The following is a 21,712-nucleotide window of genomic DNA, read 5'->3' as shown; positions in this document are numbered from 1 at the left end:
GCTCCACCTTCGCCCGGTCTCGGCGCGAGACACCGGCTCCGGCACGGAATGTGCGCAACCCGCGCGGATGTGAACAGGCCGCGGGTCAGTAGGTCTTCGATTGCCGAGAAATGCTGGGCCGCAACATTTTCGACCGGTATTCGGTGCTGGGGCCGAACCGGACGGCTTCGCCGATCACGTGTTGTCTGTCGGTGCGCGGTGTGTCGGCGGTAGTTTTGATACATGCGTGCTGATCATCAGGGTCATGTGCCGGACTACGCGGCGCGGCGTGGCGCGCTGCGCAGCCTGCTGGTGGAGAACGGGGTGGATGCCCTGCTGGTCACCGATCTGGTGAACATCAGATACCTGACCGGTTTCACCGGCTCCAACGCGGCGTTGCTGGTGCATTCCTGGGACACCCGCGCCGCCGAGGAACGGAGCGTGATCGGCACCGACGGCCGGTATCGGACCCAGGTCGCCGAGCAGGTTCCGGATCTGCGCGCCGAGATCGCACGCGCCACCGCGCGGCGGATCGTGCAACTGGCCGGTGAATGGCAGGTCGGCCGGGTGGGCTTCGAAAGCCACGTGGTCACGGTCGACGAGCACCGCGGCTTCCTCGAACAGCGCACCGGCTTGGAGTTCGTCGCCTCGCCGGGGCTGGTGGAGCAGCTGCGCATGGTCAAGGACGCCTACGAAGTGGAGCAGTTGCGGGCGGCCTGCGCGGCGGGCGATGCCGGTCTGGCCGCGCTGCTGGGGCGCGGCGGACTGCGTCCGGGGCGAACCGAGCGTCAGGTGGCCAGGGACTTGGAATGGGCCATGTTCGAGCACGGAGCCGAAGCGGTGTCGTTCGAGACCATCGTGGCGACCGGTGTGAACTCGGCTGTCCCGCATCACCGCCCGACCGACGCCGTGCTGGCCGCGGGCGATTTCGTCAAACTGGACTTCGGCGCGGTGGTCGGCGGCTACCACTCCGACATGACCCGCACCTTCGTGCTCGGCGCGCCGAGCGACTGGCAGCGCGAGGTGTACGCGCTGGTCGCCGAGGCGCAGCGGGCCGGGCGCGAGGCGCTGCGGCCCGGGGCCCCGGTGGCCGACGTGGACGCCGCGTCGCGGGCGGTGATCGAGTCGGCCGGGCACGGCAAGCTGTTCGTGCACGGTCTCGGCCACGGGGTCGGGTTGCAGATCCACGAAGCGCCCGGAATCGCGAAAACAGGAACCGGTACACTTCTGTCTGGCGTGGCGGTGACCGTCGAACCAGGTGTGTACTTTCCCGGCCGCGGCGGGGTCCGGATCGAGGACACGCTCGTGGTGCGCGAAGGGGGCCCGGAGCTGCTCACCCACACCAGCAAAGACCTGACCGTCGTCGACTGACGCCGGTCTGCCCGAGACCAAGCGGTAGAACGAGGAGATCCGAAGACAGTGGCGGACACCAGCGACTTCAAGAACGGCCTTGTGCTGAAGATCGACGGTCAGCTCCAGCAGATCATCGAGTTCCAGCACGTCAAGCCGGGCAAGGGCCCCGCGTTCGTGCGGACCAAGCTGAAGAACGTCGTGTCCGGCAAGGTGGTCGACAAGACCTTCAACGCCGGCGTGAAGGTGGAGACTGCCACTGTCGACCGCCGCGACATGACCTACCTCTACCACGACGGCTCGGACTACGTCTTCATGGACGGCGAGACCTTCGACCAGATCTCGATCTCCGAGGCCACCATCGGCGACGGCGCCCGCTTCCTGCTGGAGAACATGACCGTGCAGGTATCGATGCACGAGGGCGCGCCGTTGTACGTCGAGCTCCCGGTCTCGATCGAGCTGGTGGTGCAGCACACCGACATCGGGTTGCAGGGTGACCGCTCCACCGGCGGCACCAAGCCCGCGACCCTGGAGACCGGCGCCGAGGTGCAGGTCCCGCTGTTCATCAACACCGGCGACAAGCTGCGCATCGACTCGCGCGACGGCAGCTACCTCGGCCGGGTCAACGCCTGAGCCGCGCGCCGGCCGATCCGGAATGATGTGACCGTGGCTGAACAGCCCGTGGACAAGAAGTCCACGTACAAGAAGCTCGGCGCGCGGCACAAGGCCCGCCGCCGTGCGGTCGATCTGCTGTTCGAGGCGGAGGCCAGGGACGTCGACGCCGCCGATCTGCTCGACGAGCGCGCCGAACTCGCCGCTCGCGATCAGTCGGTCGCGCCGGTGCACGCTTACACCCGCACCTTGGTCGAGGGCGTCGCCGACGATCTCGACCGGGTGGACGGAACCATCGAGTCGTACTTGAAGGAATGGACCCTGTCGCGGCTCCCGGCCGTGGATCGCGCGATCCTGCGCATCGCGGTCTGGGAGCTGTTCCACGCGAGCGACGTCCCCCCGGTCGTCGCCGTGGACGAGGCGGTGGAGCTGGCCAAGGAGCTGTCCACCGACGACTCCCCGTCCTTCCTCAACGGCGTGCTGGGGCAGGTCGTTCTGGTCGCGCCGCAGGTGCGTGCCGCTGCGGCCGCGACAAGGGCTCCGCGGCCGGAGTCCGAGGCGTGACCAAGTACCTCGTCTTGGCGATGCGCACTCCGCGCTTCGATGCCGCCGTGATCGAGCCGCATCGGCAGTTCCTGCGGTCGCTGCGCGACCGGGGGCAGTTGCAGGAGAGTGGCGGCTTCACCGACGGCAGCGGAGGCGCGTACGTCATCTACGCCGAAAGCCTCGATGCCGCAAGGCAAATCGCGTTCACGGATCCGGTGCACACCACCGGCTGTTCGGAACTCACGATCTACGAGTGGGAAGTCACGGCTCCGAACTGACTCGGCTCTGCGTCGGAGCCCGCCCGGCTTTCCTGCTTCCGACTCGGCTCGCGATCGTCTGCACGAGCAGGACGGTCGTTGCGGCACCCGTGCGACTTCTGGCCGAGACCGCGCGCATGGCTCCCGCTGGTGGGTGTACGGATGACCAGCGGGAGCACCGGAACCGGTGGTTCCGCGCGTGAGACCGGACCTGCACGTGCATGTCGCCCGATCTCGACGACATCCTCGTACCTCGAGCACACTCGAGGTCAAGGGTGCCGCCGCCCGATCGGTCATCTCGTCATCAAAAGCGCTGCGACCGCGCCCGCGGTGGCGACCGTTGCGAGCACGACACCGGTCACGACGAAACGCCGCATGGGCACCCGTACGCCGTGCATACGGCAGAACTCCAAGCACAGCAGGGTGGCCAGCGAGCCCCACGGCGTGATGATCGGGCCGACATTGGTGCCGATCAGCAACGCGAGGAGTTGATCGCCGTTGTGCGCGGGGATCACCGCTTCGCCCGCGGTGTAGGCGGGCAGGTTGTTCGCGACATTGGACAGACCCGCGCCCGCCGCGGCAGCTCGGAACGCGCCGGAAGCACCCGAGTCGGTGCCGATCAAGGCATGCATCCAGTCGCCGAGGCCGAATCGGCTCAGGGTCGGCACCACCAGGAACAAACCGACCACGAACACGAGCAGCCGCCACGGGATGAGCGACAGCCGCAAGGCGCCGCGATCGAACACGGCGAACGCCACCGACGCGACGACCGCCGCGACCGTCGCCGCGACACCGATCCGGTCGCCGACGACGGGTATCGCGACGATGAACAGCAGACAGGCCCCCGCTGTCGTGTAGAACAGCGAGCGCTCCCGGAAGTTCGCCGGCCGGATCGGCTCGGGCGGTAGGTAGCGGTCGGTTTCCCGGCGTCCGCGCCGCCAGTACCACACCCACAGGCACACCGTCGTCGCGGCGATCGAAACCAGTTGTGGTGCCCACATCCGCTCCGCGAATCCGGTCGCGGTCAGTGCCACGCGGTCGGCGGCGAGCAGATTCGTGAGATTGGAGACCGGCAGCAGCAGGCTCGCGGTGTTCGCCAGCCACAGGGTGGTCATGGCCAGCGGCAGTGGCGGAATCCGGGCGGGCGCCGCCAGTGCCAGCATCACGGGGGCGATGAGCACGGCGGTGGTGTCGAGGTTCAGCAGGATCGTCGTGGCGGAGGCGAACAGTACGCACAGGCCGAACAGCGCGGGGTAGTGGCCGCGACCGAGGATCGCGAGGCGATGGGCGATGGCGTCGAAGACCTTGGCTTGCCTGGTGAGCTCGGCGAGCACGATCACGCTGGCGAGAAACAGCAGTAGCGGACCGATGCGGCGCATGTTCGCGACGGCCTCGTCGCGGGGCAGGAGCCCGGTGAGCACGCACAGCCCACCGGCTGCCAGCAAGCCGAGCCGGACCCGGTCCAGGGCACTCAGCCGCCGCTCCGACGTGGCCGCGGGCGGGTTCCGTGCGGAGGAATCGACCAGTTCGGGCACGAGTGCCATCATGGCAGCCCTGCGTTCGCAGCCCTTCCCGGCCGGGGCGGGCGGCAGTTCCGCTTACCCATTGAACGTGCCGTTAGATGATGGTACGTTGTGCAGGTCACAAGGTCGGACGTCGGCTCCGGCGCAACCGGTCCCCATTGTTCGGATGGAAGACGTTGTGCCCGAGGCGATCTCGATGTTCGCCCGCCGCCGAGCAAGGATGTATTGCCCATGAGCGTCGTCATCGGACTGGTATTCCTGTTCATCCTGGTCGGAGGCAGCCTACGGTCGGCCGAAGCCGGCTGCCAGAACACGTTGATGAACCACATGAAGAACATGTGGCTCTGTGCCGTCATATCGTATGCCGTTGCGCTGACCGGCTTTTCGATCTTCCTGGCGCTGTCGTCGAAGACGCCGTGGCCGACGCTCGACGACGTGCGGCACATGCCGTGGTGGGCGCCGTTCGGTGGCCTCCTTGGCGGCGCGGCGGTGATGGGGATGATCGCCGTGGCCCGGCATGTCGGCGTGGCGACCTTCAGCGCGCTGGTGATCGTGGGTGAGATGGTGGTCGCCGTGATCATGGATCACTTCGGACTCATGGGATTCGAAGAGCGATCCGCCAGCTTTCCGCGTCTGGTGGCCTGCGGGCTGATCACGCTCGCGATCTATCTGATGGCCGACGAACCCGCAGGCGACGAGCCCAGGGTCAGCGTCACCTGACAGCAAGTCGCCCACCACTGCCGGTCCAGCCCATCCACTCTTCGCACCCTCCCGAGGATCCTCGATGACGGTTCAGACCGCCGAAAAGACCCGTGCCGCGCTGCCCCGCGCCACGATGGCACTCATCTTCGCGTTCATCCTGGTCGGCGGCGCGCTGCGCTCCGTCGAAGCCGGTTGTCAGAACTCGCTGAAGCTGGCATTGAAGAACGTCTGGCTGTGCGGCGTGATCTCCTACGCCGTGGCGTTCACCGGCTTCGCGATCTTCCTCACGGTGGCGCTGGTGGTCACCAGGAACCGGCCGTGGCCGACGAAGGCCGACATCCGGAGCATGCCCCGCTGGGCGCCCTTCGGCGGTCTGCTCGGCGGGGCCGCGATCCTGGCGATGATCTCCGTGGCCTCCGATGTGGGCGCGGGCACCTTCAATGCCCTCATCATCGCGGGACAGATGTTCGGTGCGCTCGCCATCGACCACTTCGGCTTGATGGGGTTCCCGCGGCGCACGGTGAGTTCGAAGCGTGTGGTCGCCTGCGTCATGATCATCGCCGGGATCTATCTCATGGCGACCTACTGAATGTCCGGGTGTACCTGGTCGACCGGCGTGTCCTGAGAGACAGATAGGGTAGCTATCGCAACGTCGCCTCGCCGAGGGAAGTGGGAGATATGGCCGCGAACGAGCTGACCGTGACGGACATTCGTAGCGCGCAGGAGGCGTGGGCGTTGTTCGACCGCCTCCCCGCCGCGCGGGTCGAGGAGATCGTGACCGGGCGCTGGAAAGGCGAGGAATTGGACACCGGCCATCCGATGGACGGCGTGCTGGTGGCTTCGGGTTGGTACGGCAAGCAGTTCGACGGCCCCGACAGTGTGCATCCGCTGTTGTTCACCTCGGGCGGCACGGTGTTCGCCGTCGACCCGCGCCGTGTCCCGGTCGCTCTGGCCGGGCGGGTACCGCTGCCCGGGGTGCGAGCCGTGCGTAAGTTGCTGCCGGTCCTGCGTCCCGCGCTGCGCACGCGCAAGTACACCGCGCGTCTGCGTGAGGTCGAATACCGCGGCGTGACAAGTGCCGCGATGGTCTACGACCACCTGCCGATCATCGATCACTTCCGGCGCGCCGACGAGCACACCCTGCTCGGCGTGATGGATTTGCGCGGTATGGCCGAACCGTACTTCTTCGTCCTGCGCCGGGATATCGGCTGAGGGGTCGCGGAACGGTCGGCCGTCGCCGATCGGGTCCGGCGCGGCGCCCGCCACACTAGGATTTGCGCGAACAGGCGACACCTTGCGGCGATGTGGTGACCGAGGGAGACACAGTCGATGGAGCGCACGACCTGCCTGGTGGTCGGCGGGGGACCGGCCGGAATGATCCTCGGGCTGCTGCTCGCCAGGGCTGGTGTCGAGGTCACGGTGCTGGAGAAGCACAAGGACTTCCTACGCGATTTCCGCGGCGACACCGTGCATCCCACCACCCTCGACCTGCTCGACGAACTGGGTCTCGGCGCGGAGTTCGCGAAACTTCCCGCCCGCAAAGTGGATCGAGTACAACTGCCGATCGCGGGCGGCTTGCAGACACTCGCCACCCTGACGCACCTGCCGGGCAAGCACAAATACATCGCCATGGTGCCGCAGTGGGATCTGCTGGATCTGCTCGCGCGGGCCGCTGCCGCCGAACCCACCTTCCGGCTGCGGATGAACACCGAGGCCACCGATCTGGTCTGGGTCGACGGCCGGGTGGGTGGCGTCGCCTACCGGACCGTCGACGGCGCGACCGGTTCGATCGAAGCCGACCTCACGGTGGCCTGCGACGGCCGCGGCTCGCTGCTGCGATCGGCCGCGGGCCTGCCGATCCGCACGTGGTCGACGCCCATGGACGTCTGGTGGTTCCGCCTGCCGCGCACCGACATAGATCCCGCGGGCGCGCTGCCGATCGTCAGCGCCCGCCGGGTGGCGGTTCTGCTCGACCGTGGCGACTACTGGCAGTGCGCCACGTTGATCGCCAAGGGCGCCGACGAATCCGCCCGCCGCGGCCCGGTGGCGGACATCATGCGCAGCCTGGCCGAGGCCGCTCCGTGGCTCTACGACCGGCTCGATGCCCTGACCGGCTGGGACGAGGTCAAGTTGCTGGAGGTGAAACTCGATCGGCTGACCAAGTGGTACACCAACGGCCTGCTCTGCCTCGGCGACGCGGCCCATGCCATGTCCCCCGCCGGCGGCGTCGGCATCAACCTGGCCGTTCAGGACGCCGTAGCCGCGGCCAGGATCCTCGCTCCACCGCTGCTCTCGGGAACGCTGGGCACCAGGGAACTGGCGAAGGTGCAGCGACGGCGCCGGTTCCCGACCGTGGTGACGCAAGGAATCCAGCGACTCCTGCACGCCTTCGCGATCGCTCCCGCCCTCGACGGGCGAATGGACATCGCGACTTCCGCGCGCGCACCACTGCCGGTCCGCGTCCTGCGTCGTATCCCCGTGATCCGCAGCGTGCCGGCCTTCTTGCTCGCCCGCGGTGTGCTGCCGGAGCACGCCCCGTACTTCGCCCGGCGATAGCGCTCAGGCCGGAGCGCCGGGGGACGACGTAGGCGCGGTAGCGACCCATCCCGCGACGACCGCGAGCCCCGTCGGGCGGTGTACGGCGAGGAAACCGAAGGGGCGGTCGAAGACCACCGAGACGACAGGCGCGTAGTCGTGCCGCAGGACCGCCGCTGCCGCGCGTAACGCGAAGGTCGTCACGGCGGCGGCCTCGAAACCTTCGTGGCTGAACCGGGCGAGCACTTCCTGCGCTCCTTGGCCGACGCACAGCGGATACGGGGAGATCGCGGGGAAGTGGCCGTGGGTGCAGTCGGTCGCGGCGGTCAGCCCGAACAGGTCCGGCGGGGTGAGCAGATCGTGGGTGGAGCGAACCTCGAAGGGCGGCAGTTGGATTCGCAGTCGACCGGTGTTGGGCAGCACCGGTTCGGTACGCACGTTCAGCCCAGGTCCCTTCGTGTCGACCGGCAGGTCGGAGCGGATCGGCACGCTGCCGGACAGCGCCGCCAGGCCTGTTTCGAGCACCGCGCCGGGTGTCCCGGTGCCGAGCAGGAGATGGACGTCGAGGTCGGTGACGCCTTCGACGACGACGCGGGTGACCGGCTCCGACGCGTCGAGGATCGCGGCGTTCGCCACGTCGCGACTCGTACGGGTCAGCCCGGGTCCGCGGTGCCCCTGCCACGGACCGTTCTCCGGTGCCAGCGTCCCGACGTCGAAGGGCGCTCGCCACCGGGTTTTCGCTACCAGCGCGGTGGCGAGCACCAGCAGCGTGTCCGGATCGACGGTGAGCGGGAACCGTTCGATGAGCCCATCGGTGTGCTGAGCCGCCCAGCGGTCGAGTTCGGACTGCCCGGCCAACCGGGTGAGCACACCTTCGGGGAGCGGCTGTGACCACGCCTCGTGCAACGGAAGATCGCGGCGCACCCACACGCCGAGTGCGGCCGACACCGCCTCCGCGTGCTCGAGGTCGTGCAGCAGCCGGAGCCCTCCGTCCTGCCCGTCCGCCGCGGGCAGGCCGGTCGCGGCCGTCAGTTCGTCGCGCGCCGGACCGTCCGCCGCGGAGGCGAGCAGGGCGAGCAGCGGCCACACCCCGGCGCCGGACACCACGAAGTCTCGTTCGCCCGCCGCGGCGCACCACCGTGCGGTGAGCGCGTTGGCGGCGCCGACATGGGATTCCAGAGAAGTCCGCACGAGCCCACCCTAGCCACGAGGCGGTCCGCGCGGTGCTAGCCGGACACGGCGGAGCCCGGACGCAGCACGATCTTGCCCAGCACCGCCCTCTCCTCCAGCAGCCGATGCGCGCGGCTCGCCTGGTCCAGGGGCAGCACCGCCTCGATCGGCGAGTCGAGCCCGCCGGCCGCCGCGCGGGCCAGAACCGCGGTGCGCGCCTGGGCCACTCGATTCAGCCAGTCCGGTCCGGCGCAGCCGGTGAAGGTGAGCCCGCGCATGAGCAGATCGCTCGCCGACACCTGCGCCGGTGCTCCGGCCAGCCATCCGTAGCCGAGCATGCGGCCGCGCAAGGGCGTCATGAGATCGAGCAGGCCGGCAGCGCTCGCGCCGCCGATCGAATCGAACACCACGTCCACGGTCGCGCCGTCGAGTATTTCGCGCAGCCCGGTGGTCCATTCCGGATCGTTGTGGTCGATCACTTCGTCGGCTCCCGATTTGCGCGCGTGCGCGGCCTTGTCGGACCCACCGGCGGTCCCGATGACACGGGCCGCCCCGAATTCTTTCGCCAATTGGACCAGAGCGCTGCCGACGCCCGTGGCGGCAGCTTCGATCAGGACGGTCTCGGTGCCGGTGAGCGCGGCGGTCTCCAGCAGTGGAATCGCCACCGATCCGTTCATCAGCACCGCCGCGGCGTCCACGAAGGACAGGCCGTCCGGAATGGACGCTACGGAATCCGCGGGCGCCGCGACGAATTCGGCATAGGCGCCGGAACCCTGGGTCGAAACGACGACCCGCCGTCCGATCAGCGCCGGATCGACTTGCGCGCCGACCTCGGTGACAACTCCCGCGGCCTGGAAACCGAAAACCAGCGGCAGCGGCGCGCCGAGCGGGAACTCACCGGAGCGCAGCTTGGTTTCGGGGTACAGCACCGGGATCGCCTCGGCGCGGATCACCACTTCGCCCGCGCCTGCCCGCGGTGCCGGGACGTCCGCGGCGACCAGCACATCGGGGCTTCCGGGCGCGGTCATTACGATTGCCTGCATCATGAACTCCATAAGTTGACTGACGGTCCAATTGACTCCCCGATGATATGGACCGCCGGTCAACTTGTCTAGGAAGCGGGTGCGATGGGCGACGGACGGCCCAGAGAACGGGCGGACGCGGCGCGCAATCGGCGCGCGATATTGGACGCCACCTTCGCGTTGCTGGCCGAGCACGGCGCCGAAGCGATCACCATGGACCGCGTGGCGGCCGCCGCCGGAGTGGGCAAGGGCACGATCTTCCATCGCTTCGGCAGCCGGGCTGGGCTGTTGCACGAGATGGTCGCGCAGAGCGCGGTGGCGCTCATGGATGCGATCACCAGCGGCCCGCCGCCCCTCGGTCCCGGCGCGCCGGCCGATGCCCGGCTGATCGCCTATTTCGACGCGATGGCGCGGCTGGTGATCGCCAACTCCGAGCTGATGGTCGCCTATCGCACCGAGCCGCCGCATCCCCGAACCGCCGAATTCCATGCGTTCTGGGACAACCACATCACCACGTTGCTGCGCGAAGCGCGTCCCGACCTGGACGCCGAGGTGGTCGGGCGGCTGCTGCTCGGTGCGCTGAGCGCCGAGTTGGTGCCGACCATGGTCCGGGCGGGGGAGACGGAACGGTTGCTGGCCGCGGTGCGCGAGCTGGTCGAATCAGTGCTCCGCGCGCCGTGACGACTCGTGCGCCTGTGCGACCGGCGCGTTGAACGGTCTGCTCGCGTGCCGACCGGGCTCCGGCGGCATGTCGTCCTGATCGGCACAGCAGTGCGCGGCGGGCGTTGCAGGCGCACGCAGAAGGGAGCGCTCGGTCAACCGATTGGTTTGTGCCGCATGAGTTTCGATCCGCCCCTGCCCGCGTGGCGTCAGTCTCGCGACAGAATGGCCTCGAACCGTTCGTCGGCCCGGTCGAGCTGATCGAGGATGTGCTGCCGGACGTGTTCGGCCAACGGTGTGTCCGGCCGGGTGACCAGATCGCGGTACACATCGGTGAGGGGGCGGTACTTGGCGGCGAGTTTCGCCATCGCGGGGCCGGTGGCGTAGAGGATGCCGACGCCGTTGTCGGTGAAGTCGGAGAGCTTGATGACGCGGGCCCACGGGTCGCGGTCCAGATTCGTCGCGACATGCTCGCGGTATTGCGCCTGCCGGTCACGTGCCGGATCCGGTTCGGGGTTGGTCACCGCGGCCACGAGATCGGCCACTCGCGCACCGAACCGATCGGTGAGCGCGTTCAGTGCCGCGTCGACGGTGGGGCCGGGGCGATCGGCGGCCAACTCGGCGGCGTGGTCCTCGACCGAGTCGTGCAACAGCCCCGCCGCGACCACGTCGGGATCGCGGACCTCGTAGTGGCTGATGATCCGGATCGACACGCGCAGTAGGTGACTCAGGTACGGCTCGCGGCCGTACCGATCGTCGCGATGCAGGTCGGCCGCGAGATCGAGGGCCGCCGCCAAGCGCTGCGTGTCCGGCAGGTCGGCGATTTCCAGCAGTAGTCGTTCCCGCAGCCCGGCCTCGCCGTAGACCTCGCTGATCGTGTGCAGCGGCATCACGGCCAAGACCCCCGCCCCTGGATTGCTCATGATGCCAGGCTAACCGGAGCGGGGGGCACGTGACGGACGACGATCACTCGGCCTCGGGTACCAAGGTGTTCTGCCGCGCGGCGATGTGCCAGCGCTCGCCCTCCTTGACGAAGACATACAGCGCGATCATGGCGTGATCACGGTCGATGAGCTCGCCGTCCGATGTGGTCGCCCAGGCGCGTTTGTGCGCGATCGCGACGTCCGGGCGCAGGAACGTGATATCGGCGATCTCATAGCGGGCGTACTGGTCTTTGAGGAATCCGGCCAGCCCGCTGCGGCTGGAGTCGAGCAGCGCGTCGAATCCGGTGATCAGCGTGCCCATGGCGTTGACGACTGCCGCGTTGGCGGTGAAATCCGCCGACAGCAGGTCGGCGTCATTGGTGTTGAATCCGGTCTCCGCGTTGGCGACGATCTGCCGGATCGCGACGATGTCGTCCGAGTGGTCGACCGTGGTGTCCTCGACCAAGGGGGGTGTGGATGCTGTCGTACTCATGCGACGAGCTTGCGACCTCAACGTTGGTTCAGGTCAAGGTGGCGCGCACGGCCCGGGTCAGCGGACACCGCGCGGGCGGTACTGGATGCTGATCCGCGGACCGGTGGGTTTGCGCGTCTTGGGCACCGCGTGCTCCCAGGTACGCTGGCAAGAGCCGCCCATGACGAGCAGATCGCCATGTCCGACAACGTATTTGATGCTCGCACCGCCGCCGCGCGGCCGCAGCAGCAGAGCTCTCGGCGCGCCGACCGACACGATCGCGACCATGGTGTCATGGGTGGCGCCGCGGCCGATGTTGTCGCCGTGCCAGGCGACGCTGTCGTGCCCGTCCCGGTAGTAGCACAGGCCCGCGGTGCGAAACGGTTCGCCGAGTTCGTGCCGATAGTGCTCGGTCAGTGCCGTGCGCGCGTCGGCCAGCGCCGGATCCGGCAGCGGTTCGTGCTCCGCGTAGAACCGCAGCAGCCGGGGCACGTCGACCACGCGGTCGTACATCGGCCTGCGCTCGGCTTTCCACGGCACGCAGTCGACCAGCCGGTCGAACAGCGCGTCCGCGCCCGAAAGCCAGCCGGGCAGCAGATCCACCCAGGCGCCGCGGTCGAGCACGGTGCGGCGCGCGTCGCGCAGCGGCCCGAGTTCGGTGTCACCGAACCCGTCGAGCAGCGATCCCTGTAGCGGTGTGGACATGCGGCCGAGCGTACCGCTTATCGAACATATGTGCTAGCGGTTTTCGGTCACTGCGGTCGGATATCGCCAGGATGTCGCGTACTGCAAGGCCAGCGATCGGCGTGGCGGTGATCCGTGCCTGGGAATCGCGCGCCTCGACCGCCGCTACGACGACCCCCTGGACCGTCCGGCCGCATCGGGCAGCCGGGATCTCGGTCTGATTCTCGCGGTCCGCCGGTAGCGCGGCCGCTGCCACACATCGGTCAGTGGCCCCGCTCACAGCGCGATATACCTGGTGAAACCGGGGGTCGAGGCGCTGCTACGCTGCTTGCCGTAAGACATCCTTTAACGGACCGTCCGGTGAGGCGGGGAAGGAGGTCGGCATGGCCGTGCCCGAAGAACGGGCCGCCAAGTCCGGCGCTGCCGAGACATCGCAGCGACATACCCCGGAATGGGTGGCGGCGGGACGAGAGCTGTTGTCGGCTTCGGATGTCGGGCGGACCATCGCGCGCATCGCGCACCAGATCATCGAGAAGACCGCGCTGGACGCGGGCGAGCCGGACGCGCCACGCGTGGTGCTGATCGGCATCCCCACCCGTGGCACCACCCTCGCCGCGCGGCTCACCGGCAAGATCGAGGAATTCTCCGGCGTCCGCCCGGCTCTGGGCTCGCTCGACATCACCCTCTACCGCGACGATCTGCGCAGCCGTCCGCACCGGCCACTGGAGCGCACCTCGGTACCGGAAGGCGGCATCGAGGACGCGCTGGTGGTCCTGGTCGACGACGTGCTGTTCTCCGGTCGCACCGTCCGCTCCGCGCTCGACGGCCTGCGTGACCTGGGCCGCCCGCGCGCGGTGCAGCTGGCGGTACTCATCGACCGCGGTCACCGGGAGCTTCCGATCCGCGCCGACTACGTGGGCAAGAACGTGCCGACCAACCGCTCCGAGGACATCTCGGTGCTGCTGACCGAACACGACGGCCGGGACGGCGTCTACCTGCACCAGGAGGAGGCGTGATGAATCGGCTGCCACACGCCGGCTCACGGCAGGAGGCAGGCGCGTGAGGCATCTGCTGTCGGTCGCCGCGCTGGATCGCGCCGCCGCGAACGAGCTGCTCGACGAGGCCGAGCGGTTCGAACAGGCGCTGCTCGGCCGCGAGGTGCACAAGCTGCCCACGTTGCGTGGGCGCACCGTGATGACGGTCTTCTACGAGAACTCGACCCGGACCCGGGTCTCGTTCGAGGTGGCGGGCAAATGGATGAGCGCGGACGTGATCAACGTGAGCGCGAGCAGTTCCTCGGTCGCCAAGGGTGAGTCGCTGCGCGACACCGCGCTGACGCTGCACGCGGCGGGAGCGGACGCGCTGATCGTGCGGCATCCGGCTTCCGGCGCCGCGCACCAGATCGCGCGCTGGATGGACGAGTGGGCGGTCTCGGCGGGGCGCGGATCCGGCCCGGCGGTCGTCAACGCGGGCGACGGGACGCACGAGCACCCGACCCAGGCTTTGCTGGACGCGCTGACCCTCCGGCAGCGGCTCGGCGACATCGAGGGCAAGCGAGTGGTCATCGTCGGTGACATCTTGCACAGCCGAGTCGCGCGATCGAACGTGTTCCTGCTGGCCACGCTCGGCGCCGAGGTCGTGCTGGTCGCCCCGCGCACGCTGCTGCCGATCGGCGTGGAGACCTGGCCCGCCCGCGTCTCGCACCACTTGGACGCCGAACTGCTCGGCGCCGACGCGGTGTTGATGCTGCGTGTGCAGGCGGAGCGGATGAACGGCGGATTCTTCCCGTCGGCCCGCGAGTACGCGGTGACCTACGGACTGTCCGAGCGCAGGCTGGCTCTGCTGGAAGACCACGCCGTCGTGCTGCACCCCGGCCCGATGCTGCGCGGCATGGAAATCGCGTCCTCCGTCGCGGACTCGCCGAAGGCCGCTGTGCTGCAACAGGTCACCAACGGGGTGCACATGCGGATGGCGGTGCTGTTCCGCCTGCTGGTCGGGACTCAGGAGGCAGTGGCATGAGGGCCGGAGAGGACGCAGCATGAGTGCGAACACGACCGTTCTGATCAAGGGCGCGCTGCTGTACGGCGAAGGCGAGCCGGTCGACGTGCTCGTCGCCGACGGGGAGATCCGTCAGATCGGTACCGATCTGGGCGTGGTCGACGCCGACATCATCGACGCGCAGGGCCAGATCCTGCTGCCCGGCTTCGTCGACCTGCACACCCACCTGCGTGAACCGGGCCGCGAAGACACCGAGACCATCGAGACCGGTTCGGCCGCCGCCGCGCTCGGCGGATACACCGCCGTGTTCGCGATGGCCAACACCAGCCCGGTCGCCGACTCGGTGGTCGTCACCGACCATGTGTGGCGCAGGGGCCGTGAGGTCGGCCTGGTCGACGTGTATCCGGTCGGCGCGGTCACCGTCGGGCTGCGGGGCGAACAGCTCGCCGAGATGGGCACCATGGCCGCGGGCGTCGGCGCGGTGCGCATGTTCTCCGACGACGGTCACTGCGTCTACGACCCGCTGATCATGCGCAGGGCACTCGAGTACGCGAACTCGCTCGGCGTGCTGATCGCCCAGCACGCGGAGGAGCCCAGGCTGACCAAGGGCGCCATCGCGCACGAGGGACCGACCGCGGCCCGGCTGGGGCTGGCCGGCTGGCCGCGCGCGGCCGAGGAGTCGATCGTGGCTCGCGACGCCCTGCTCGCGCGGGACGCGGGCGCCCGCGTGCACATCTGCCACGCCTCCACCGCAGGCACCGTGGAACTGGTGAAATGGGCCAAGTCCCAGGGCATCTCGATCACCGCCGAAGTCACCCCGCACCATCTGCTGCTGGACGACTCCCGGTTGGAGACCTACGACGCGGTCAACAAGGTCAACCCGCCGCTGCGCGAGGCGTCCGACGCCGCCGCGCTGCGCCGGGCGCTGGCCGAGGGCATCATCGATTGCGTCGCCACCGACCACGCGCCGCATGCCGAGCAGGACAAGTGCTGCGAGTTCGCCGCGGCGCGGCCCGGCATGCTGGGGCTGGAGACGGCGCTGTCGATCATCGTGCAGACCATGGTCGAGCCGGGGCTGCTGGACTGGCGCGGCGTCGCCCGCGTGATGAGCGAGCGCCCGGCCGCGATCGTCGGCTTGGACGAGCACGGCAGGCCGCTCGAGGTCGGGGAGCCGGCCAACCTGACGCTGGTCGACCCGAAGGCGAGCTGGACGGTGCGTGGCGAGGACCTGGCCAGCATCTCGAACAACACGCCGTTCGAGGCGATGACCTTCCCGGCCAGGGTGACCGCGACGCTGCTGCGCGGCCGGGTCACCGCCAGGGACGGCAAGGCGCTGACCGACCGGGCGGAGGCGTAGATGAGCGACCGAGGCGCAGCCGTTCGAGGAGGTTCGTAGTGGAGAGAACGCTCTGGGTGGTCGGGCTGCTGGTGCTGTTCGCGGCCTGCCTCTGGCTGATGTACCGGGGCTGGCGCAACCGCGCGGCGCGACAGGCCGAGCGCATCGGCGCGCTGCCCGCCGTACCCGCCGAACTGGGCGCGCAGGTACTGGAGCCGACCACCGGCCTGTACCTGGGCAGCACCATCGCGCCGAGCTGGCAGGACCGGATCACGGTGGGCGACCTGGGTTTCCGGGCCACCGCGGAACTCACGCGGTTCGAAAAGGGAATTCTGCTCGAACGCGACGGTGCGACGGTGATCTGGATTCCGGAGGAATCCGTCACCGCGGTGCGCACCGAGCGCGGCCATGCGGGCAAAGTGATGACGGAAGATGGTGTGCTGGTCATTCGCTGGAAGCTGCCGACCGGAACCGAGATCGATACGGGTTTCCGCGGCGACGACAAGTCGGTCTACCCGGCTTGGCGCAGGCTTCCCGCGGCGGATCAGAGCGGGACGATGACGGGAGATGACGAGGGATGACAGGAGAAGCAGCGCTCGTGCTGGAGGACGGCCGGGTGTTCCGCGGCCAGGCCTACGGCGCCGTGGGCCAGACGCTCGGTGAGGCGGTGTTCTGCACCGCGATGACCGGGTACCAGGAGACCCTCACCGACCCGTCCTACCACCGCCAGATCGTGGTGGCCGCCGCTCCGCAGATCGGCAACACCGGCTGGAACGACGAGGACGACGAGTCGACGAAGATCTGGGTCGCCGGCTACGCGGTGCGCGACCCGGCGCGGCGCGCGTCCAACTGGCGCGCCACCAAGACGCTGCCGGACGAACTGGAACGTCAGCGGATCGTCGGCATCGCGGGCATCGACACCCGCGCGCTGGTGCGTCACCTGCGCACCCGGGGTTCGATGAAGGCGGGCATCTTCTCCGGCGACGCGCTGGCCGCCGCGGAGGAACTGGTGGACCGGGTCAACGGTCAGCCGTCCATGCTGGGCGCCGACCTCGCGGGCGAGGTGAGCACCGACGCGCTCTACACGATCGAGCCGGACGGCGAACACCGCCGCACGGTCGTCGCGGTCGATCTCGGGATCAAGACCAACACCCCGCGCATGTTCGCGCAGCGCGGCATGCGGGTGCACGTGGTCTCCTCGACCACCACGCTGGATCAGATCCTCGAGCTGAAGCCGGACGGGGTCTTCCTGTCCAACGGTCCCGGCGATCCGGCCACCGCCGACGCGGCGGTCGAGCTGACCCGTGGCGTGCTGGGCGAGGGCCTGCCGCTGTTCGGCATCTGCTTCGGCAACCAGATCCTCGGCCGCGCGCTCGGCCGGGGCACCTACAAGATGAAGTTCGGCCACCGCGGGATCAACATCCCCGTGGTGGAGCACGAAACCGGCCGGATCTCGATCACCGCGCAGAACCACGGGTTCGCGCTGGAGGGCGAGCGGGGCGAGCGGTTCGATACTCCCTTCGGCACGGCCGAGGTGAGTCACGTCTGCGCCAACGACGGCACGGTCGAGGGCGTCCGGCTGGTCGACGGCCGCGCCTTCTCCGTGCAGTACCACCCGGAAGCCGCCGCCGGACCCCACGACGCCGCGTACCTGTTCGACCGTTTCGCCGGTCTCATGGAAGGAGCCTGATGCCTCGCCGCGAGGATCTCGAGCACATCCTGGTGATCGGTTCTGGCCCGATCGTCATCGGCCAGGCGTGCGAATTCGACTACTCCGGCACGCAGGCGTGCCGGGTGCTGCGGGCCGAGGGCCTGCGGGTGTCGCTGGTCAACTCGAACCCGGCGACGATCATGACCGATCCGGAGTTCGCCGACTCCACCTACGTGGAGCCGATCACGCCGGAGTTCGTCGAGAAGGTCATCGAGAAGGAGCGTCCGGACGCCATCCTGGCCACTCTCGGCGGTCAGACCGCGCTGAACACCGCGGTCGCGCTGCACGAGCGCGGTGTGCTGGCGAAGTACGGCGTCGAGCTCATCGGCGCCGACTTCGACGCCATCCAGCGCGGTGAGGACCGGCAGAAGTTCAAGGACATCGTGGCCAAGGTGGGCGGCGAGAGCGCCCGCTCGCGCGTCTGCTTCACCATGGACGAGGTCCGCGAGACGGTCGCCGAACTCGGCTACCCCGTGGTGGTGCGCCCGTCGTTCACCATGGGCGGCCTCGGTTCCGGCATGGCCTACAACGAGGAGGACCTCGATCGCATCGCGGGCGGCGGCCTGGCCGCCTCACCCACCGCGAACGTCCTGATCGAGGAGTCCATCCTCGGCTGGAAGGAATACGAGCTCGAGCTGATGCGCGACGGCCGCGACAACGTCGTGGTGGTCTGCTCGATCGAGAACGTCGACCCGATGGGCGTGCACACCGGTGACTCGATGACCGTCGCCCCGGCGATGACGCTCACCGACCGCGAGTACCAGAAGCTGCGCGACCTCGGCATCGCCATCCTGCGCGAGGTCGGCGTCGACACCGGCGGCTGCAACATCCAGTTCGCGGTGAACCCGCTCGACGGCCGCCTGATCGTCATCGAGATGAATCCGCGCGTGTCGCGTTCGTCCGCGCTGGCGTCGAAGGCGACCGGCTTCCCGATCGCGAAGATCGCCGCCAAGCTGGCCATCGGTTACACGCTCGACGAGATCGTCAACGACATCACCAAGGAAACCCCGGCCTGCTTCGAGCCGACCCTCGACTACGTGGTCGTCAAGGCGCCGCGGTTCGCGTTCGAGAAGTTCCCCGGCGCCGACGGCACACTGACCACCACCATGAAGTCCGTCGGCGAGGCCATGTCCCTCGGCCGCAACTTCTCGGAGGCGCTCGGCAAGGTGCTGCGCTCGCTGGAGACCAAGGCCGCGGGCTTCTGGACCCAGGACGACGGCGCGTGGACCGACGTCGAGGCGATCCTCGAGGATCTGCGGACGCCCACCGAGGGGCGCATCTACCAGGTGGAACGCGCGCTGCGACTGGGCGCGAGCATCGAGGACGTCGCCGCGGCCTCCGGCATCGACCCGTGGTTCGTGGCCGAAGTGGCCGGTCTGGTCGAGCTGCGCCAGGAGATCCTCGACGCGCCCGTGCTGGACGAACCGCTGCTGCGCCGGGCCAAGCACTACGGCCTGTCGGATCGTCAGCTGGCCGCGCTGCGGCCCGAGCTGGCGGGGGAGAGCGGTGTGCGCGCCCTGCGCCACCGGCTCGGCATCCGTCCGGTCTTCAAGACGGTCGACACCTGCGCCGCCGAGTTCGAGGCCAAGACCCCGTACCACTACTCGGCCTACGAGCTCGATCCCGCGGCCGAGTCCGAGGTGGCGCCGCAGCGCGAACGCGAGAAGGTGATCATTCTCGGGTCCGGGCCCAACCGCATCGGCCAGGGCATCGAGTTCGACTACTCGTGCGTGCACGCGGCGCAGACGCTGTCGCGGGCCGGTTACGAGACGGTGATGGTCAACTGCAACCCCGAGACCGTCTCCACCGACTACGACACCGCCGATCGCCTCTACTTCGAGCCGCTGACCTTCGAAGACGTGCTGGAGGTCTACCACGCCGAATGCGAGTCCGGCACCGTCGCGGGCGTCATCGTGCAGCTGGGCGGGCAGACCCCGCTCGGCCTCGCGCAACGGCTCACCGCGGCGGGCGTGCCGGTGGTCGGCACCAGCGCGGCCGCCATCGACCTGGCCGAGGACCGCGGCGAGTTCGGTGACGTGCTGGTCGCGGCCGGGCTGCCCGCGCCCAAGTACGGCACCGCGACCACCTTCGCGCAGGCGCGCAAGATCGCCGCCGACATCGGCTACCCGGTGCTGGTGCGCCCGTCCTACGTGCTCGGCGGCCGTGGCATGGAGATCGTCTACGACGAGAACTCCCTGGAGGGCTACATCTCCCGCGCGACCGAGCTCAGCCCCGAGCACCCGGTGCTGGTCGACCGGTTCCTGGAGGACGCGATCGAGATCGACGTCGACGCGCTGTGCGACGGCGAGGAGGTCTACCTCGGCGGCGTGATGGAGCACATCGAGGAGGCGGGCATCCACTCCGGCGACTCCGCCTGCGCGCTGCCCCCGATCACGCTGGGCCGCAGCGACATCGAGGCGGTGCGCCGCTCGACCGTCGCGCTGGCCAAGGGCATCGGCGTGCGCGGCCTGCTCAACGTGCAGTACGCGCTCAAGGACGACGTGCTCTACGTGCTGGAGGCCAATCCGCGCGCCAGCCGGACGGTTCCGTTCGTGTCCAAGGCCACCGCGGTGCCGCTGGCCAAGGCCGCCGCGCGGATCATGCTCGGCGCCACCATCGCCGAACTCCGCAAGGAGGGCATGCTGCCGAGCGAGGGCGACGGCGGGCACGTCGCGCTGGACGCACCGGTCGCGGTCAAGGAGGCCGTGCTGCCGTTCCACCGCTTCCGGCGCGCCGACGGCAGCGGCGTGGATTCGCTGCTGTCGCCGGAGATGAAGTCGACCGGCGAGGTGATGGGCATCGACGCCGATTTCGGCACCGCCTTCGCCAAGAGCCAGACCGCCGCCTACGGTTCGCTGCCCACCGAGGGCACCGTGTTCGTCTCGATCGCCAACCGGGACAAGCGCGCGATGGTCTTCCCGGTGAAGCGCCTGCACGACCTCGGCTTCCGCATCCTCGCCACCGAGGGCACGGCGGAAATGCTGCGCCGCAACGGAATTCCGTGCGAGCAGGTGCGCAAGCACTCCGAGGTGCGGCCGGACGACGAGCCGACGATCGTGGAGCAGATCCGCGACGGCGAGGTCGACATGGTGTTCAACACGCCCTATGGCAACTCCGGCCCCCGCGTGGACGGCTACGAGATCCGCAGCGCGGCGGTCGGGGTGAACATCCCGTGCATCACCACCGTGCAGGGTGCGGCGGCCGCGGTGCAGGGCATCGAGGCCAGCATCAACGGTGGCATCGGCGTGCGGTCGCTGCAGGAACTGCACTCGGTGCTGCGTGGGTGAGCCGCGGCCGGACGGAACGGGTGAGATGAAGACCTTCGGCGACCGCTTGCGACATGCGATGCGGCATCTGGGGCCGGTGTGCGTCGGTATCGACCCGCACCCGCAGCTGCTGCGGTCCTGGGGACTGACCGAGGACGTCGAGGGGCTCGAGCGGTTCGCCGAGATCTGCGTGGAGGCTTTCGACGGCCTCGTCGCGCTGGTCAAGCCGCAGGTCGCGTTCTTCGAAGCCCACGGCTCCGGCGGCATCGCGGTCCTGGAGCGCACCATCGAGGTGTTGCGGGCCTCGGGGACCCTGGTGCTCGCCGACGCCAAACGCGGCGATATCGGGTCCACCATGGACGCCTACGCGCGGACCTGGTTGGCCGACGGGCCGCTGGGGTCCGACGCGGTCACGGTGTCGCCGTACCTGGGATTCGGTTCGTTGGCACCGGCGCTGACGCTCGCCGAGGTGGGCCACCGCGGCGTCTTCGTGCTCGCGGCGACCTCGAACCCCGAGGGAGCGCAGGTGCAGCGGGCGGTCGCCGCGCAGGGCCGCACGGTCGCGCAGACCATGGTCGACGAGGCGGCGGCTCGCAACGCGGGCGTGGAGTTCGGCTCGGTCGGCGTGGTGGTCGGCGCCACGCTCAGCGAGGCGCCCGACCTCTCCGCGCTCAACGGCCCGGTCCTGATGCCCGGGGTGGGCGCCCAGGGCGGCGGCCCGGAAACGATCCGGGACCTGGTCCCCGAGCCGATGCTCGGGGCCGTCGTGCCGAACGTCTCGCGCGAGGTGCTGCGGGACGGACCGACCGTTCCGGCACTGCGTGCCAGAGTGCACGCTTTCCAGGACGCGTTCGCGTTCCTCCAGAAGTGACCGCGAAAGGCCGGCGCATCCGCGCCGGCCTTCGTCGTTTCGGGTCTCTGTGCGTGCAGGTGTTCGCACACACGTGCCCATTAGCGGGGTCTGTG

Annotated in this window: 22 protein-coding genes; 16 read left to right on the top strand and 6 right to left on the bottom strand. The window is 69.3% G+C overall.

From position 1 onward, the window contains the following. Positions 1–222 precede the first annotated feature (222 nt). Genes ON21_RS16630 through ON21_RS16615 form a run of 4 tightly spaced genes read left to right on the top strand, consistent with a single transcriptional unit; the run spans position 223 to position 2,765 of the window. A complete protein-coding gene (locus tag ON21_RS16630) occupies positions 223–1,350 on the top strand; it encodes a M24 family metallopeptidase (protein ID WP_051020873.1) in 1,128 nt (375 codons plus the stop codon). Between the two features lie 48 nt (positions 1,351–1,398). Further along, positions 1,399–1,962 carry an elongation factor P gene (efp, locus tag ON21_RS16625; protein WP_039798939.1) on the top strand — a complete coding sequence of 188 codons (564 nt, stop codon included), beginning with the start codon at positions 1,399–1,401 and terminating at the stop codon, positions 1,960–1,962. A 33-nt stretch (positions 1,963–1,995) separates the two neighbouring features. Further along, entirely contained in the window at positions 1,996–2,505 is a 510-nt protein-coding gene (gene nusB / locus ON21_RS16620) for a transcription antitermination factor NusB (RefSeq protein WP_039798998.1), read from the top strand. After that, positions 2,502–2,765 (top strand): YciI family protein, encoded by a 264-nt coding sequence (locus tag ON21_RS16615; protein ID WP_218004098.1) that lies wholly within the window; start codon positions 2,502–2,504, stop codon positions 2,763–2,765. The genes nusB and ON21_RS16615 overlap by 4 nt, the downstream gene beginning before the upstream one ends. A 272-nt stretch (positions 2,766–3,037) precedes the next feature. Here ON21_RS16615 and ON21_RS16610 read toward each other — a convergent pair whose 3' ends face one another. After that, positions 3,038–4,288 (bottom strand): ArsB/NhaD family transporter, encoded by a 1,251-nt coding sequence (locus tag ON21_RS16610; protein ID WP_083880670.1) that lies wholly within the window; start codon positions 4,286–4,288, stop codon positions 3,038–3,040. Positions 4,289–4,498: 210 nt separating this feature from the next. On the opposite strand from ON21_RS16610, the gene ON21_RS16605 reads away from it, so the two are divergent. From ON21_RS16605 to ON21_RS16590, 4 genes are all read left to right on the top strand, one after another. Further along, entirely contained in the window at positions 4,499–4,987 is a 489-nt protein-coding gene (locus ON21_RS16605; RefSeq protein WP_039798938.1) for a DMT family transporter, read from the top strand. A 64-nt stretch (positions 4,988–5,051) separates the two neighbouring features. Then, positions 5,052–5,558: a DMT family transporter gene (locus tag ON21_RS16600; RefSeq protein WP_039798937.1), complete on the top strand. Its 507-nt coding sequence runs from the start codon at positions 5,052–5,054 to the stop codon at positions 5,556–5,558. An 89-nt stretch (positions 5,559–5,647) separates the two neighbouring features. Further along, positions 5,648–6,181, top strand: coding sequence for a DUF4334 domain-containing protein (locus ON21_RS16595; RefSeq protein WP_051020872.1), 534 nt, complete (start codon positions 5,648–5,650; stop codon positions 6,179–6,181). A 117-nt stretch (positions 6,182–6,298) separates the two neighbouring features. Further along, positions 6,299–7,525, top strand: coding sequence for an FAD-dependent oxidoreductase (locus ON21_RS16590; RefSeq protein WP_039798936.1), 1,227 nt, complete (start codon positions 6,299–6,301; stop codon positions 7,523–7,525). A 3-nt stretch (positions 7,526–7,528) separates the two neighbouring features. On the opposite strand, the gene ON21_RS16585 is transcribed toward ON21_RS16590, so the two are convergent. Beyond that, a complete protein-coding gene (locus ON21_RS16585) occupies positions 7,529–8,695 on the bottom strand; it encodes a serpin family protein (protein WP_039798935.1) in 1,167 nt (388 codons plus the stop codon). A gap of 35 nt (positions 8,696–8,730) precedes the next feature. Next, positions 8,731–9,717 (bottom strand): quinone oxidoreductase family protein, encoded by a 987-nt coding sequence (locus ON21_RS16580; protein ID WP_039798992.1) that lies wholly within the window; start codon positions 9,715–9,717, stop codon positions 8,731–8,733. An 84-nt stretch (positions 9,718–9,801) separates the two neighbouring features. Here ON21_RS16580 and ON21_RS16575 point away from each other — a divergent pair, with 84 nt between their 5' ends. Continuing rightward, positions 9,802–10,377 (top strand): TetR/AcrR family transcriptional regulator, encoded by a 576-nt coding sequence (locus ON21_RS16575; protein ID WP_039798934.1) that lies wholly within the window; start codon positions 9,802–9,804, stop codon positions 10,375–10,377. 188 nt (positions 10,378–10,565) lie between these two features. Here ON21_RS16575 and ON21_RS16570 read toward each other — a convergent pair whose 3' ends face one another. Genes ON21_RS16570 through ON21_RS16560 form a run of 3 tightly spaced genes read right to left on the bottom strand, consistent with a single transcriptional unit; the run spans position 10,566 to position 12,456 of the window. Further along, positions 10,566–11,279, bottom strand: coding sequence for an HD domain-containing protein (locus ON21_RS16570; RefSeq protein WP_039798932.1), 714 nt, complete (start codon positions 11,277–11,279; stop codon positions 10,566–10,568). Positions 11,280–11,322: 43 nt separating this feature from the next. Further along, a complete protein-coding gene (locus tag ON21_RS16565) occupies positions 11,323–11,772 on the bottom strand; it encodes an SgcJ/EcaC family oxidoreductase (protein ID WP_051020871.1) in 450 nt (149 codons plus the stop codon). Between the two features lie 57 nt (positions 11,773–11,829). Further along, a complete protein-coding gene (locus ON21_RS16560; protein WP_039798929.1) occupies positions 11,830–12,456 on the bottom strand; it encodes an alpha-ketoglutarate-dependent dioxygenase AlkB in 627 nt (208 codons plus the stop codon). A gap of 362 nt (positions 12,457–12,818) precedes the next feature. On the opposite strand from ON21_RS16560, the gene pyrR reads away from it, so the two are divergent. The 7 genes from pyrR to pyrF are packed head-to-tail and all read left to right on the top strand — an operon-like array spanning position 12,819 to position 21,617. After that, positions 12,819–13,451, top strand: a complete 633-nt coding sequence (gene pyrR / locus ON21_RS16555; RefSeq protein ID WP_039798927.1) for a bifunctional pyr operon transcriptional regulator/uracil phosphoribosyltransferase PyrR — start codon at positions 12,819–12,821, stop codon at positions 13,449–13,451. Between the two features lie 43 nt (positions 13,452–13,494). After that, on the top strand, positions 13,495–14,454 hold the full coding sequence (locus ON21_RS16550; protein ID WP_039798926.1) for an aspartate carbamoyltransferase catalytic subunit: 960 nt from the start codon (positions 13,495–13,497) through the stop codon (positions 14,452–14,454). 19 nt (positions 14,455–14,473) lie between these two features. Beyond that, on the top strand, positions 14,474–15,790 hold the full coding sequence (locus ON21_RS16545) for a dihydroorotase (protein ID WP_039798925.1): 1,317 nt from the start codon (positions 14,474–14,476) through the stop codon (positions 15,788–15,790). Between the two features lie 38 nt (positions 15,791–15,828). Beyond that, positions 15,829–16,350 carry a PH-like domain-containing protein gene (locus ON21_RS16540; RefSeq protein ID WP_039798923.1) on the top strand — a complete coding sequence of 174 codons (522 nt, stop codon included), beginning with the start codon at positions 15,829–15,831 and terminating at the stop codon, positions 16,348–16,350. Further along, a complete protein-coding gene (carA, locus tag ON21_RS16535) occupies positions 16,347–17,459 on the top strand; it encodes a glutamine-hydrolyzing carbamoyl-phosphate synthase small subunit (RefSeq protein WP_039798922.1) in 1,113 nt (370 codons plus the stop codon). The genes ON21_RS16540 and carA overlap by 4 nt, the downstream gene beginning before the upstream one ends. Beyond that, complete coding sequence (carB, locus tag ON21_RS16530; RefSeq protein ID WP_039798921.1) at positions 17,459–20,767, top strand: carbamoyl-phosphate synthase large subunit; 3,309 nt, start codon at positions 17,459–17,461, stop codon at positions 20,765–20,767. Before carA ends, carB begins: the two co-directional genes overlap by 1 nt. A 25-nt stretch (positions 20,768–20,792) precedes the next feature. Continuing rightward, positions 20,793–21,617, top strand: coding sequence for an orotidine-5'-phosphate decarboxylase (gene pyrF / locus ON21_RS16525; RefSeq protein ID WP_039798991.1), 825 nt, complete (start codon positions 20,793–20,795; stop codon positions 21,615–21,617). Positions 21,618–21,712 lie beyond the last annotated feature (95 nt).

Origin of the sequence: Nocardia araoensis NBRC 100135 (assembly GCF_000308435.1) — a bacterium.
Lineage (GTDB): Bacteria > Actinomycetota > Actinomycetes > Mycobacteriales > Mycobacteriaceae > Nocardia > Nocardia araoensis.
The sequence above is the reverse complement of the archived record's forward strand: the minus strand, read 5'-3'. Positions and strand labels throughout refer to the sequence as shown.

Excerpts from the sequence above, each read along its gene's own strand:
- ON21_RS16590 (WP_039798936.1), top strand. The coding sequence starts at position 6,299 with ATGGAGCGCACGACCTGCCTGGTGGTCGGCGGGGGACCGGCCGGAATG.
- ON21_RS16570 (WP_039798932.1), bottom strand. The coding sequence starts at position 11,279 with ATGAGCAATCCAGGGGCGGGGGTCTTGGCCGTGATGCCGCTGCACACG.
- ON21_RS16575 (WP_039798934.1), top strand. The coding sequence starts at position 9,802 with ATGGGCGACGGACGGCCCAGAGAACGGGCGGACGCGGCGCGCAATCGG.
- ON21_RS16545 (WP_039798925.1), top strand. The coding sequence starts at position 14,474 with ATGAGTGCGAACACGACCGTTCTGATCAAGGGCGCGCTGCTGTACGGC.
- ON21_RS16600 (WP_039798937.1), top strand. The coding sequence starts at position 5,052 with ATGACGGTTCAGACCGCCGAAAAGACCCGTGCCGCGCTGCCCCGCGCC.
- ON21_RS16565 (WP_051020871.1), bottom strand. The coding sequence starts at position 11,772 with ATGAGTACGACAGCATCCACACCCCCCTTGGTCGAGGACACCACGGTC.
- pyrR (WP_039798927.1), top strand. The coding sequence starts at position 12,819 with ATGGCCGTGCCCGAAGAACGGGCCGCCAAGTCCGGCGCTGCCGAGACA.
- carA (WP_039798922.1), top strand. The coding sequence starts at position 16,347 with ATGACAGGAGAAGCAGCGCTCGTGCTGGAGGACGGCCGGGTGTTCCGC.
- ON21_RS16560 (WP_039798929.1), bottom strand. The coding sequence starts at position 12,456 with ATGTCCACACCGCTACAGGGATCGCTGCTCGACGGGTTCGGTGACACC.
- ON21_RS16580 (WP_039798992.1), bottom strand. The coding sequence starts at position 9,717 with ATGCAGGCAATCGTAATGACCGCGCCCGGAAGCCCCGATGTGCTGGTC.
- ON21_RS16630 (WP_051020873.1), top strand. The coding sequence starts at position 223 with ATGCGTGCTGATCATCAGGGTCATGTGCCGGACTACGCGGCGCGGCGT.
- carB (WP_039798921.1), top strand. The coding sequence starts at position 17,459 with ATGCCTCGCCGCGAGGATCTCGAGCACATCCTGGTGATCGGTTCTGGC.
- ON21_RS16595 (WP_051020872.1), top strand. The coding sequence starts at position 5,648 with ATGGCCGCGAACGAGCTGACCGTGACGGACATTCGTAGCGCGCAGGAG.
- pyrF (WP_039798991.1), top strand. The coding sequence starts at position 20,793 with ATGAAGACCTTCGGCGACCGCTTGCGACATGCGATGCGGCATCTGGGG.
- ON21_RS16605 (WP_039798938.1), top strand. The coding sequence starts at position 4,499 with ATGAGCGTCGTCATCGGACTGGTATTCCTGTTCATCCTGGTCGGAGGC.
- ON21_RS16610 (WP_083880670.1), bottom strand. The coding sequence starts at position 4,288 with ATGGCACTCGTGCCCGAACTGGTCGATTCCTCCGCACGGAACCCGCCC.